Below are 13,166 nucleotides of genomic sequence, written 5' to 3'. Positions count from 1 at the left end.
CGTCAGCCTGCCGGAACAACCGCTTCCTGCAGCTCCTTCAGATACTGATGGATGTCGGCCACCACCACCGATCCCTCACCTACGCCCGAAGCCACACGCTTCACCGATCCTGACCGCACATCGCCCACGGCAAAAATACCCGCCATCGAAGACCGGTATCGGCCGCTATCAACCTGCCCGCAGTGCGGCCCGGTCACAACAAACCCCTTCTCATCCAGCTGCACGCAGCCATCCAGCCACTCCGTGCAGGGGTCGGCGCCAATCATTACAAACACATTAGCCACAGGCAGCGTCGTCTTCTCACCGGTGCTCCTGTTGGTCCACGTCACCTCGCGCAGATGCTCTTCCCCGGCAAGCTCCGTTATCTCGCACTGCGGATGCAACGTGATGTGCATACTCGAATCAATCCGCTGCACCAGGTAGTCTGACATCGTCGACGCAAGCTCGGCACCCCGAATCAGGATGTGCACATGCTTCGCATACCCTGACAGATACATCGCTGCCTGTCCCGCGGAGTTACCGCCGCCCACCACAATCACCTCTTCGCCGGAGCACAGCCGTGCCTCAATCGCCGTCGCCGAGTAGTGAAGACCATCCATCTCGAACCGGCTGTAATTGGAAACATTCAGCTTCCTATAGCGAGCGCCCGTGGCCACAACAACCGAACGAGCCTGCAGCGTCTTGCCGCCTTCCAGCGTCAACCGGAACGGATGCGACGAACAGTCAACCCCTGCAACATTCCGCGAAATCAGCAGCCGCGCACCAAACTTCTGCGCCTGTGTCTGCGCGCGCGTCGCAAGCTCCAGCCCGGAGATCCCCGAAGGAAAACCAAGATAGTTCTCAATGCGCGAACTCGTCCCCGCCTGTCCTCCGGGAGCGTTGCCTTCAATCACCACGGTGCTCAGCCCCTCTGAGGCTGCGTAGACAGACGCCGCAAGCCCCGCCGGTCCGGCACCTACCACCGCGACATCAAAAACATCGCCCTCATTCACCTCTTCGCTGATGCCGAGCGCATCCGCCAGCACAGCAATATCAGGATTGCGATACACGCATGTTCCGGAAATCACCACCGGCAGTTCCGCCAGCGTCAGGTTGAACGTTCCCGCAAGCAACTCCGCGTCACCATCCGTCTCTGTATCCTTCAGCAGGTACGGATACCCGTTGCGGGAAAAGAACTGTTCCAGCCGCAGCGTATTCGTCGCACGCCCCGGTCCAAGAACCAGCGCACCCACCTGCTTGTGCTGCACCAGCCCCAGACGGCGAAGAATGGCGGCACGCATAATCAGGTCAGAAATATCGGTCTCCGCCGCAACATACTCGCGGAACCGCCGCCGCCCGATGCGCAGAAGCTTTGTATCCGTCGCTGCACGCGCGCTCACCAGGGCCTCGCGCTGGGTAAAAAGATCCAGCTCCCCTGTAAACTCCCCTGCCTGGTGAATGGTGATGATGTTTTCGCCGCCGCCGCTCGGACTCGGTCCCACCATCAGCACGCTGCCGCTCAGCACAATCATCAGTTGCACATCGCGCGTCCCGCGTTCGTAAATAGTCTCACCGGCTTTGAAGTGGCATATCTCTCCATAGGGCAGGCTGCGTTCCACCTGCTCCGCCGTAAGACTCGGAAAAACCAGTTCCCGCCTGCTGTACGCATCTTCATCTGCCGGCAGATATGTCTTTGGCGCCATTGTGAATCCCCTCTTCCGCTCCTCTGCAGTGTGCGCCTTCCCACGCTATCCACACACACACAAACGGGCGTGGCCGTTGCTACTCCTTCGGGTAACCCCGTCCGGGCAGGCCACCATACACCCAAAAGAGCGAGGCGGCACACCTACCAAAGTGGATGGCGCATCCATTGCGGAAGGACGATGCTGATCCTGTGCGTTGCCATCGACAAGTGGCCGCAACCGCGCACACAGCGCAAGGAGGAACGATGAGCAACTTCACGACTAAAGACGGTGTTGAGATCTACTACAAGGACTGGGGCAAGGGTCAGCCGATTGTCTTCTCACACGGATGGCCTCTCAGCTCCGACGCCTGGGACCCGCAGATGTTGTTCTTCGGTCAGCTGGGCTATCGCGTCATCGCCCACGACCGCCGTGGCCACGGCCGCTCCGAACAGACCTGGGACGGCAATGATATGGACACCTACGCCGACGACCTGGCACAGCTGATTGAAAAGCTCGACCTCAAGGACGCTATCCTCGTAGGCCACTCCACCGGCGGCGGAGAGGTTGCCCACTACATCGGCCGCCATGGCTCCAGCCGGGTCGCAAAGATCGCCCTCGTCAGCGCGGTTCCCCCGCTCATGCTCAAGTCCGAGTCCAATCCCTACGGCGTTTCCCTTGAAGCTCTCGATGGCATCCGCAAAGCCGTCATGACAGACCGCTCGCAGTTCTATGTTGACTTCCCTACAACCTTCTTCGCGCATGACGCCTCCGGCGGCAAACCCACCCAGGGCCAACGCGACAGTTTCTGGGCGCTCGGCATGGCCGGCAGCATCAAGGGCCAGTACGATTGCGTAAAACAGTTCTCTGAGACCGATTTCCACGAAGACCTCGCACGCATCGATATTCCCGCTCTGGTCCTGCACAGTGAAGACGATCAGGTGGTCCCCTTCAAGGCATCCGGAGAGAAGACCGCCAAGCTCATCAAGGGAGCAAAGCTCGTCACCTACAAGGGCTTCTCGCACGCCATGCCTGTGGCCAACGCCGATGTCATCAACAAGGACCTCCTCGAGTTCTTCCGCTCGTAGCCTCACACGGTGGGAGAGAGACGCTGCCCGTCTCTCTCCCATTCTTTTCCCACGTTCCACTTCTCCGATGCAGGGGACTTCGAAAGACTCGATCGAGGGAAGCGCGCAGCCCGTTGTTTGTCGAACGTACAAACGGAGGCATCATGCACCATCCATCGCTCGGGTTATTCAGCCCGCTTCAGCTTCGCGAACTCACGCTTCTCAACCGCATCGCTGTTTCACCCATGTGTCAGTACTCGGCCACAAACGGCCTGGCAGATGACTGGCACTTCGTGCACCTGGGCTCCCGTGCCATCGGCGGCGCCGGCCTCATCCTCACGGAAGCAACCTCTGTCTCTCCCGAAGGCCGCATCTCCCCCGGCGACCTCGGCCTCTGGTCAGACGGCCATATCCCAGGCCTGCAGCGCATCGTCAACTTCCTGCATCAGCAGGGCTCGGCCGCGGGCATTCAGCTTGGCCACGCCGGACGCAAGGCAAGCATGTCTCCGCCCTGGGAAGAAACCCGCCTCATCCCCGAAGAAGAAGGCGGCTGGACCAACATCCTCGGTGCCTCCCCTATCGCCTTCAGTGAGCATCACGCCGTTCCGCACAGCCTCAGCAAAAGCGAAATCCTCCGCCTGCAGCAGGACTTCCGCGCAGCCACACTCCGCGCCGTTCAGGCAGGCTTCGACGTCCTTGAAGTGCACGCGGCCCATGGCTATCTCTTCCACCAGTTCCTCTCGCCGCTCAGCAACACGCGCGACGACGAGTACGGCGGCAGCTTTGAAAACCGCGCACGCTTCCTTCTGGAAACCATCGCGCAGGTCCGCGACGTATGGCCGGTATCGCTTCCTCTCTTCGTTCGCATCTCTGCCACCGACTGGCTTGAGTTCGACGGCCAGCCGCACCCGGACGGCTTCGGCTGGACCGTCGCCGAAAGCCTGCAGTTGATTCCCCTGTTGAAGAACGCGGGCGTTGACCTTATCGATGTCAGCACCGGCGGCAACGTCGCCAAATCCACCATCCCGGTCGGCCCCGGCTACCAGACCATCTTTGCCGAACAGGTTCGTCGCACAGCGGAGATTCGTACCGGTGCCGTGGGCATGATCACCTCTCCCGAGCAGGCGGACCAGATCATCCGCAGCGGACAGGCCGACCTCGTCCTTCTGGCACGTGAGCTTCTTCGCGATCCCTACTGGCCCCTGCACGCGGCGCAGCAGCTGCGCCATGACATTTCATGGCCGGTGCAATATGTCCGCGCGGCAGCAGGCCACAAACCGCCGCGCCTCCCCTTCGTTTCCAGCAGCACACTTGAGTAGAAACCTGCCAGACATAATCCACACCTCGTCTGCTTCGGCCCGGAGTCTCTCTCCGGGCCTCTATTTCAGGCGGATCAGGTCGCGATACCGGGCCGTAAGGACAGGCCGCAGAATCCATGTCGTTACAGCTACCGCAATCGCAAACCCTAAGCTGGAAACACCAAAGAGCACCACGAACGAGGATGCTCTCAACACCAGATCATACAAACGTGACATGGTCGCTCTCCTTCAAAATTCTTCTACCGCTCACAGCATCGCCCGCTTTGCCACACACAACATCCCTCATGTTGAGTTCGTTTTCCTCCCTCGTTCGTGGGGTCTGGCAGAGCCCGCAATCTGTACATTGGTAAGAAGCTCCGCAACCCAGAATCTTCATGTCACTTCGACCAACGCATAGCAAGCGATCTCCGGCAAGCCGCTCAGCGCAACGTCTGCGCCTCGCCGCGGCGGTCTCCCTGTGCGTGTCTGCAATCGCCTCTGCCTTCGCGCAGCGGCCTGCACCGCCTGACCACGCGCCGGCCTTTGGCAGCAACGTGGTGCGCTCTCTGCCTGCGGGTGTCACACTCTCGCAGACACGCGTTGCCCAGATCCTTCAGGACGACCGCGGTTTCCTGTGGTTCGGCACGCAATACGGGCTGAACCGCTATGACGGTCTCAAGGTCCGGCCGTTCCTGCACGACCCTACGCGGGAGAACTCCCTGGGCGGCTCCTACATCCAGTCGCTGTTCAAAGACAGCAAAGGAAATCTCTGGATCAGTTACGACCACTCCTTTGACCGCTACGCGCCAGAGACGGAAACCTTCCGTCACTATGAAGTTCCTTCCTCTCTCGCAAAGCCTGGGTACCCCGAATATTTCGTGCGCAGCATCGCAGAGGACAACTCCGGCATCCTGTGGATGGGAACCGGTGCAGGCCTCATTCGGTTTGATCCGCAGACCGGCGGCACCAGCACCATTGCCATCAGCAAGGACCCCCAGCCCACGGCCCAGGACATCAAGGGAATCTTCCAGGAACAGCACGGCAACCTGTGGGTTGCGACACGCACCGGGATCCTGCTCTTCGAACCGAAGTCGCAAAAGGTCCTGCGCCGCATCCCAACCGAGTTTTCGCCTGCCGTTACCTACCTGCGGGAAGACCGGCACGGCAACCTGTGGGCCATCGTCCGCACGCACCTTTACAAGATGAACGCCGCGCAAACGGCTCTCGACAGGGTCACGACTCTGGGCAACGTAGACCTCGCGGGCTTCGGAGAACTGCGCGCCATGATCGAAGACCACGACGGCGACATGTGGTTCGGAACCGAAAGCGCAGGCATCTTCCACTACCTGCAAAACGAGAACAGGATCGAGACCTTCTCCCATCGCCCGGGGCGCATCGACAGCCTGCCCTCCAACAACATCACCACGCTCTTTCAGGACCGCCGCGGCGACATCTGGGTGGGCTTTCATGACACGCCTCCCGTCATGATCCTGCGCAGCGCGCTGCAGTTCCGCACGACCGCCTACCTGCCTGATTCGGACAGCGGTCTTGCGTCTCCCCTCGTCACCACCGTCTTCGAAGAAGATCCCGCAAACATCCTCGTCGGCACCTCCGGCATCCTGCAGCGCCAGAACCAGGCAACGGGTGACCTTACCCGCCCCTTTCCCTTTCTCGACGGAACCGATGTCCTCAGCATCCTGCGCGACAAGCAGCAGCGCATGTGGTTTGGAACCGACAAGGGCCTCTACCGCATGGATGCGCAAGGCAGGCTCAAACAGTTTGGCCGTAAGGATCGTCATGAAGCCTACCTGAGCGGTGCACACTCCCAGCGCGTGATCGAAGATCACCAGGGCCGCATCTGGGTGGCAACCTGGAGCGGCTTCGATCTCTATCACCCGGAGTCCGATTCCTTCACCACCGCCTTTCACACCCAGCCCGGTGGAAACATCAACGCCCTCACACAATCTCCGGATGACAGCTTCTGGTTCGGCACCAGCATGGGCGTCCTGCACTTCTCCCCGCAGACTGGCGCACTGGAATCCTTCCCCTACCTCGAGGGAACCGATCACGGCCCCAGCGACAGCCGCGTCGTCGACCTGTTCTTTGACTCCGGCGGCACGCTCTGGGTCGGCACGCAAAGCGGCCTTGACCGCTTCGAACCGGCCACACGCACCTTCACCCGCATAAGCCAGGACAACACGGTCGGCGGCCAGGTCATCAGTTGCATCCAGGAAGACAGTGACCGCCGTCTCTGGCTCAGTACCAACCACGGCATCTTGCGTTTCACTCCCTCCTCGCATAGCTTCGAAGAGTTCTCCACCATCGACGGACTTCCCGGCATGGACCTTACCGGATGGTCAGCCTGCACCCACGGCGCCTCCGGCCGCATCTACTTCGGCGGCTTCAGTGGACTTGTCAGCTTCATGCCGCGCCAGGTGCAGCGTTCCACCTTCGTGCCCAGGGTCTTGCTGACGGACGTACTTGTCGACGGCGTCTCCCTGCAGACCGGCGAAGCTCCACTTCTCAAGCGAGCCGCCAGCTACTTGAAGACACTCGACCTGGCCTACAACCACAGCAGCTTCACGCTGCAGTTTGCCGCGCTCGACTTCCGTGATGCCCAGGTCGAACGCTTCCGCTACCGCCTGCAGGGCATCGACAAACGCTGGAGCATCACACCTCCCGGCCAGCACATGCTCTCGTTCTCCCATCTGCCTCCCGGCAGCTACACCCTGCACCTGCAGAGCGCCGTTGACGGCGCCGTCCCTCCGGACGGCGAAGTTGTACTCGCCATCCGCATCGCTCCGCCCTGGTGGTCACGCTGGTGGATGTTCGCTCTCTACTTTTCCATTGCCCTGCTGCTCGTCTATCTGGAGTGGAACCGCAAGCTCACCCAGCTCAAAGCCGTTTACAACGCCCGCCTCGAAGGCCGCGTTCGCGAACGTACCCGCCTTGCCCGCGACCTGCATGACACGCTTCTGCAGGACATCCAGGGACTCATCCTGCGTTTCCAGGCCTACCTTCTGCGTCTCCCCGGCGATGACCAGAACCATCACGCCCTCGCCGTCAGTCTGCGACAGGCGGAAGAGTCGCTTGTCGAAAGCCGCGATGCCATCCACGAAATCCGCACCCGCCCTCTTGAGCTCCGCGATCTCCCCGATGCCCTCGGAGAGTTTGCCGACGAGATGGCCTTCCTCTCCGACGCTACCGTGCTCGTCGAAGGCGATGCCGCGGCCCTCGCCGGCTGCCAGCTTGACGCCGAAGAGATCTTCCAGATCAGCAAGGAAGCCATTCGCAACGCCATGCAACACGCCCACGCTACGCTTGTCCGCGTACAGATCACCTGCGACGACAACACCTTTCAGGTCGCCATTGAAGACGATGGCGTCGGCCTGCCGGAGAAGCTCAGCTCCGGCCTCGCTGTGCCCGGCCACTGGGGCATTCGAGGCATGAGCGAACGCGCAGAACGCCTCGGCTGCACATTCCAGATACGCTCCGGGCACATGGCGGGCAAAGGCACCCTCGTGCTTCTGCAATCGCACCATGGGCAACAACGTGCCGGACGCCTTGCGCGCCTGTGGCAGGCCATTCGCAGACGCTTCCGCGACAACAGCCTCGTCTCGTAAAAAAGTAATGTTTGCCCAACCGCAAGCCCTCGTTTGCACGTAGATCATCTAAGCTTGTGGTGCAGAATCTCTTTCATGTAGGCCCACAACAACGGCTTATGGCAATCAAAAAGTCAGCCCTGCAGACCATTCGCAGCCTGCGGCGCTGACCAGCGGTAGAACCCATATCCCCAATTGGGGGGATGCTTTCTACCTCAAAACAACGTACACAGGTCAGCGTAGCCATGATTCCCTCACGCACGACACCTGGACGAATCCTGCAGTCGCTTTCTCCCTGTCTCTCCCGCAAGGCAGGGCTCATGCTGTGCGCATGTGCGCTGTGGTCTTCGCTGGGCAAGCCAGTTCACGCAGAACCGCAACGCTCTCTGCGCCAGATGCTCCACACCACCTGGCTCGACAGCGATGGTGCGCCCTCCGGCATCACCGCCATCGCGCAGGCATCCGACGGCTCGCTCTGGATCGGCACCAAGCGCGGCCTCTTCCGCTTCGACGGCATGCACTTCCAGCCCATCTCTGTCGTCGACGAATCCCCCTACACCACCACCGAAGTCACCACCCTGAAGACCCTGCCCAATGACGATCTCTGGATCGGCACCAACGGCGGCGACATCGTCCTTCTCCACGCAGGCAAAGCGCGACGCTTCAGCCTCGCCTCCGATCTCCCCGTCAACAGCCTCCTCGTCACCTCCGAGGGCGTGCTCTGGGCCTTCACCTCGCAGATGCTCTATCGCTTTGACGGCAGCAGCTTCCTTCCCCTGCCTCCCAGCGGAGACGCACAGCCGCACAACATGACCGAAGCCGTGGTGGAACGCAACGATTCCATCCGTGTCCACACCGCCACCGGCGACGTCTTTGAACTGCCCAGCGGCTCGCATCGCTTCACACACCTTCCCCTCCATGAAGATGCCGCCGTATCCTACGGCGTCTCCCCCGGCGGCATGCTCTGGGAAAGCACACCCACCTCCATCTGCCAGGTTGTCAGCACACCGCCAGCAGCATCTTCCATGCACTGCATCACACTTCCCAGCCGACTCAGCTCCGCCCCGGACATCCTCTTCGACAAGGCTGGCGATCTCTGGCTCACCTCGCGCGGTCAGGGCATCATGCGCGTCTCCTTTGACCGCCCCAACGATCTTGCAGGCGCACGCATCGAGCACTTCCGCCAGGAAGAAGGGCTTGGTTCCGATCTCGCACTTGCCGCGTTCATCGATCGTGACGGCATCACCTGGATCGGCACCGAGCGCGGCCTGGAGCGCATGCGTAACGGCCCGTTCGTCCCCATGCATTTCGGCATCCACGGCAGCGACTTCGGTGTGCAGCCCGGCCCCGGCAACCAGGTCTACATCGCCCGCTCTGAAGGTGGAGGAGTCTGGCTCGTCGCTCCCAACGGAACCGCAACCGCGACCGCCGTTCCCACCTCGTTTGCCCGCATCACCGCCATCGCCGCCGACAACGAAGGCGGCCTGTGGGTCGCCAGCGCCCACGGCATCGGCCATCTCTCCAGCCACAACCGCTGGACCACGCTGCCCGCCGAGGCGGAACGGACTCCCGTCAATGCCAGCGCCATGACCGTCGATGACAGCGGCATGCTCTGGAGCAACTCCACCACTCCCGGTCTCTTCGGCTGGGATGGCAAACAATGGCATCGCTTCCACCAGGACACCGGCAAGCGCGTCACCGCCATCGTCACCAGCAATCGAAAACTGTGGATCGGCATGGAGGACGGAACCCTCGCCATTCGCCGTCAGGACACCCGCTGGCTTCCTCAAAACCAGATCGAAGCTCTGCATGGCGGAGCCATCACCGCCATCGCTCCCGAAAACACCACCGCATGGATCGCCGGTGAAAAAGGCCTCGTCTACTTCAACGGATCTACCTCTCAGGAGGTCCGCAGCACTGCCGGCCCTCTCTACCGCGTCACCGCCATCCTCTCCTCCTCCAGCAAAGACCTCTGGCTCAATACAGAAGATGGCATTCTCCACCTCTTCCAGACCGAGATCGACCACTTCCTGCAGGACCCGCGCACCCCTCTGCGTTTCCTGCACTACGACGCCTCCGACGGCATCGAAGGCTCACCCCTGCGTCACCGTCTGCAGCCCACCGGCGTTGCCCTGCAGGATGACCGCCTCTTCTTCACCACGCAGCTCGGCGTCTACTCCATCCGGCCAGAGGTCATCGCCTCCCGCCCGCCCGCTCTGCCGCCCGGCCTGCTCTCCGTCGTTGCCGACGGCCATACCCTTCCGCTCGACTCCGCCATCGCGCCGCCGCATACCCACGACCTCCAGTTGCACTACAGCGCCGTCAGCCTCTTCCGCGAGGAACGTCTCCTCTTCCGCTACCGGCTCGTCAACTTCGATAAGGATTGGCAGGAGGTCGGCAATCGCCGCGAAGCCGTCTACACCAACCTTCCGCCCGGCACCTATCACTTTGCTCTTCAGTCCTCCTACGGCGACGGCCGCTGGACCAACATGTCCACGCCCCTCGTTCTGCAGGTAAAGCCCTACTTCACGCAGACACTCTGGTTCCGCCTGCTTACCTTCGGCCTTCTGGTCTGCGGCATCTGGCTCTTCTTCTTCCTGCGCTATCGGGCCGCATGCCGCGCCGTACAGCTGCGCCTCCGCGAGCGCAGCCTTGAGCGCGAACGCATCGCGCGCGACCTGCATGACACCCTTCTGCAGGGCTTCCAGGCGCTGCTTCTGCGCTTCAGCATCATCTCCCAGACCGCTCCCAAAGACTGGCAGAGCCGTGACGAAATGGAACATGCCCTCGACCTCGCCGAAGATGTCCTGGTCGAAGGCCGCAGCCGCGTCCAGAACCTGCGCCACGCACCCACCACGAAGACTCCTCTGCAGGACTCTCTCGGAACTCTCTCCAAATCCTTCGGCGTCGAGTCCACCGCAAAGCTGACCGTCCGCACTGACGGAGCCACCGCCACCCTGCAGGAAGCCGTGCAGGACGAGCTCTTCATGCTCGGCCGCGAAGCCATCCTCAACGCCTACCAGCACTCCGGCGCACGCGAGATTGACGTCACGGTCCGCTACGGCAAGAACTTTGCACTCATCATCCGCGACAACGGCCATGGCATCCCCGAATCCGTTCTTCAGAACGGACGTCGCGACCGCCACTTCGGCCTGCCCGGCATGGAAGAACGCGCCCGCAAGATCGGCGCGCGCTACCGCCTCTCCAGCACACCGCTCGGCACGGTCATTGAAGTCTCCGTGCCCGGAACCATCGCCTACGTCCGCGTCCCTCGCATCCTCAGCCCCTACCGACAGCGCATCATGGCCGTACTCAACAAAACACGCATCGACTACCTCGACCGCTAGGCGGGAAGCGTGACGTGAACAAGTCCGTTGCCCCATTCTTCGCGGCTTTGTGCGAAGGGTGGGTATCACGCTTTGCGCGATGCTCTTTTTTCGGTAGCCAGTTCCAGACCCAGTGCCCTTAACAATCCGGAAAAGGAAAAGGGCTTTAGCCCGCCCCGCACATCCCACAAAAGTTTTCCATCTGGATGCCCCGGTAACCTTACCCTCCAGTTGGCCTAAACTCTTACCTCTTATGGGGGTTATCGTAAGCTTTGGCATCTAGCACCCTGAATGTGGAGTTAGAGATATATGCGTACTGCTGGAAAAATTCGTGTCCTCGTCGCCGACGACCATCCCCTCATGCGGGAAGGCGTCTGCCACTCAATTGGCCTGCAAAATGACATGGAAGTCATCGGAGAGGTCTCCGACGGCGCCGAAGCCATTGAGGCCTACAAAAACCTGCGTCCCGATGTCCTTCTGATGGACCTGCAGATGCCCAACGTCTCCGGCCTGGAAGCCGTCGTCAAGATTCGCGAATCCTTCCCCCAGGCCAAGATCATCATCCTCACCACCTACGCCGGCGACGTGCAGGCCATGCGCACTCTCAAGGCAGGCGCTTCCGCTTACCTGCTCAAGAGCCTTCTGCGCCGCGAACTGGTCGATACCGTCCGCTACGTCTACGGCGGTGGTCGCCGCGTTCCGCCTGAAATCGCCAGCGAGATCGCCCTCCACGCCGGCGAAGAGTCCCTCACCGAGCGCGAGATGACCGTCCTTCGCCTCGTCGCCCAGGGCAACTCCAACAAGCAGGTCGCCTACGAGCTCAACCTCGCCGAGGAGACCATCAAGGCGCACATGAAGAACATCCTCAGCAAGCTGAACGCGAACGACCGCACCCACGCCGTCTCGCTGGCCCTGAAGCGCGGCATCCTCGAACAGCAGTAAACGGTATACACTTTGCAGCGAGTCAGTACCAGATGATTGGAGGCGACGGTTATGGCACGGGCAACGACCAATGCAATTTCACCGTTCTTCATCGTCAGCAACGTGAATCGAACCATCAAGTTCTATACCGAAAAGCTTGGATTCGAGGTTACGTCGCAGGAGCCAGATCAGGATCCTTTCTTCGCTATCCTCAGGCGTGACGGAGCGCAACTCTTCGTCAAGTCCGATCAAAACGTGGCTCCGATGCCCAACCCTACACGTCATCCCTTCATGAGGTGGGATGCCTATGTGTCTGTGCCTGCCCCGGATACTCTGGCGGCTGAGCTTGCCGATCACGGCACGACCTTCAGTACACCATTAAAGGACACGGAAGACGGTTTGCGTGGCTTTGAAGTTTCCGATCCGGACGGCTATGTCTTGTTCTTCGGACGCCCGAGATAGATACAAATCCTAAAAAATGAGAGAGGGCTTGACACTGCCCGGCCTTCTCACGGAAGGTACGCAGAAGACACTCTATCCCCGCAGTCTTCCTTCCCCCTGCTGTTCCCTTCCCTCGAAAGAACTCTCCCTCCTCCATCCCACCGGGAAACCACCCGGATGAGGGATGCTGCGCCCGTCTCCCTGTTGGTCTCATAAAGGTCAGGGTGATGCTTATGCTTGAAATCCTTTTGAAAAGAATCTTTATGTAAGGACAATTCATCTACTGTTATGTGACCGGAAGCAACCGGCCAAAGGATACAGAGATGACACCCACGGCAGAACAGAACGCACAGCAGGAACGCCAGCCCGGAACCCCCACGGCCGAGCACCTTTGGATCGCCCTTGCGCGAACCTACCGCTCGCTCAGCCAGCTCACCGAGCAAAGCGTTGCAGCCGCTGGACTTAGCCTCTCGGACTTCATGCTTCTGGAAGCTCTGCTGCACAAGGGACCGCTGACCATCACCGAGGTGCAGGCCAGCATCCTGCTCGCAACCGGCTCCATGACAGCGGTCGTCGACCGGGTCGAGCGCAAAGGGCTCATCCAGCGCCAGGCCAGCGAGCACGATCGCCGCGCCAGGGTTCTGGTGCTCACCGAGGCCGGCCGCGCGCTCATTGAGCAGGCCTACCAGCAGCACCGCGCCGAGCTCCGCCAGTGGTTTGAAGTGCTCTCGAGCAGCCAGCAGCGCACCACCTTTGAGTCGCTCCGTCTGCTGGAACGCCACACCGGCAGCCTGCTCGGGGACGACAAACACGGATAGAGCGCACTCCGCGCACACATTTTCAGAAACAC

General features: G+C 61.1%; 9 protein-coding genes. 7 read left to right on the top strand and 2 right to left on the bottom strand.

The window, feature by feature from the left end:
- Positions 1 to 2 precede the first annotated feature (2 nt).
- Positions 3 to 1,682: an FAD-dependent oxidoreductase gene (locus tag OHL13_RS17585; protein ID WP_263411421.1), complete on the bottom strand. Its 1,680-nt coding sequence runs from the start codon at positions 1,680 to 1,682 to the stop codon at positions 3 to 5.
- Between the two features lie 245 nt (positions 1,683 to 1,927).
- Between OHL13_RS17585 and OHL13_RS17580 the strand changes: the two genes are divergently transcribed.
- Both OHL13_RS17580 and OHL13_RS17575 read left to right on the top strand, forming a co-directional pair.
- On the top strand, positions 1,928 to 2,749 hold the full coding sequence (locus OHL13_RS17580) for an alpha/beta fold hydrolase (protein WP_263411420.1): 822 nt from the start codon (positions 1,928 to 1,930) through the stop codon (positions 2,747 to 2,749).
- Between the two features lie 143 nt (positions 2,750 to 2,892).
- Positions 2,893 to 4,047, top strand: coding sequence for an NADH:flavin oxidoreductase/NADH oxidase (locus tag OHL13_RS17575; RefSeq protein WP_263411419.1), 1,155 nt, complete (start codon positions 2,893 to 2,895; stop codon positions 4,045 to 4,047).
- Between the two features lie 60 nt (positions 4,048 to 4,107).
- On the opposite strand, the gene OHL13_RS17570 is transcribed toward OHL13_RS17575, so the two are convergent.
- Positions 4,108 to 4,263, bottom strand: a complete 156-nt coding sequence (locus OHL13_RS17570; RefSeq protein ID WP_263411418.1) for a hypothetical protein — start codon at positions 4,261 to 4,263, stop codon at positions 4,108 to 4,110.
- Between the two features lie 158 nt (positions 4,264 to 4,421).
- Between OHL13_RS17570 and OHL13_RS17565 the strand changes: the two genes are divergently transcribed.
- From OHL13_RS17565 to OHL13_RS17545, 5 genes are all read left to right on the top strand, one after another.
- A complete protein-coding gene (locus OHL13_RS17565; RefSeq protein ID WP_263411417.1) occupies positions 4,422 to 7,649 on the top strand; it encodes a sensor histidine kinase in 3,228 nt (1,075 codons plus the stop codon).
- A 299-nt stretch (positions 7,650 to 7,948) separates the two neighbouring features.
- Positions 7,949 to 10,975 carry a sensor histidine kinase gene (locus OHL13_RS17560; RefSeq protein WP_263411416.1) on the top strand — a complete coding sequence of 1,009 codons (3,027 nt, stop codon included), beginning with the start codon at positions 7,949 to 7,951 and terminating at the stop codon, positions 10,973 to 10,975.
- A 288-nt stretch (positions 10,976 to 11,263) separates the two neighbouring features.
- Positions 11,264 to 11,896, top strand: coding sequence for a response regulator (locus OHL13_RS17555; RefSeq protein WP_263411415.1), 633 nt, complete (start codon positions 11,264 to 11,266; stop codon positions 11,894 to 11,896).
- Between the two features lie 51 nt (positions 11,897 to 11,947).
- Complete coding sequence (locus tag OHL13_RS17550) at positions 11,948 to 12,337, top strand: VOC family protein (protein ID WP_263411414.1); 390 nt, start codon at positions 11,948 to 11,950, stop codon at positions 12,335 to 12,337.
- Between the two features lie 302 nt (positions 12,338 to 12,639).
- Complete coding sequence (locus tag OHL13_RS17545) at positions 12,640 to 13,134, top strand: MarR family winged helix-turn-helix transcriptional regulator (protein WP_263411413.1); 495 nt, start codon at positions 12,640 to 12,642, stop codon at positions 13,132 to 13,134.
- The last annotated feature ends 32 nt before the right edge of the window (positions 13,135 to 13,166 follow it).

This window comes from Terriglobus tenax (assembly GCF_025685395.1).
GTDB lineage: Bacteria > Acidobacteriota > Terriglobia > Terriglobales > Acidobacteriaceae > Terriglobus > Terriglobus tenax.
Note: the sequence above shows the minus strand (reverse complement) of the source record. Positions and strands in the feature narration are given on the sequence as shown.

What these genes read in the sequence shown, in the direction of transcription:
- OHL13_RS17585 (WP_263411421.1), bottom strand. Translation starts at nt 1,682, where the DNA reads ATGGCGCCAAAGACATATCTGCCGGCAGATGAAGATGCGTACAGCAGG.
- OHL13_RS17580 (WP_263411420.1), top strand. Translation starts at nt 1,928, where the DNA reads ATGAGCAACTTCACGACTAAAGACGGTGTTGAGATCTACTACAAGGAC.
- OHL13_RS17575 (WP_263411419.1), top strand. Translation starts at nt 2,893, where the DNA reads ATGCACCATCCATCGCTCGGGTTATTCAGCCCGCTTCAGCTTCGCGAA.
- OHL13_RS17570 (WP_263411418.1), bottom strand. Translation starts at nt 4,263, where the DNA reads ATGTCACGTTTGTATGATCTGGTGTTGAGAGCATCCTCGTTCGTGGTG.
- OHL13_RS17565 (WP_263411417.1), top strand. Translation starts at nt 4,422, where the DNA reads ATGTCACTTCGACCAACGCATAGCAAGCGATCTCCGGCAAGCCGCTCA.
- OHL13_RS17560 (WP_263411416.1), top strand. Translation starts at nt 7,949, where the DNA reads ATGCTGTGCGCATGTGCGCTGTGGTCTTCGCTGGGCAAGCCAGTTCAC.
- OHL13_RS17555 (WP_263411415.1), top strand. Translation starts at nt 11,264, where the DNA reads ATGCGTACTGCTGGAAAAATTCGTGTCCTCGTCGCCGACGACCATCCC.
- OHL13_RS17550 (WP_263411414.1), top strand. Translation starts at nt 11,948, where the DNA reads ATGGCACGGGCAACGACCAATGCAATTTCACCGTTCTTCATCGTCAGC.
- OHL13_RS17545 (WP_263411413.1), top strand. Translation starts at nt 12,640, where the DNA reads ATGACACCCACGGCAGAACAGAACGCACAGCAGGAACGCCAGCCCGGA.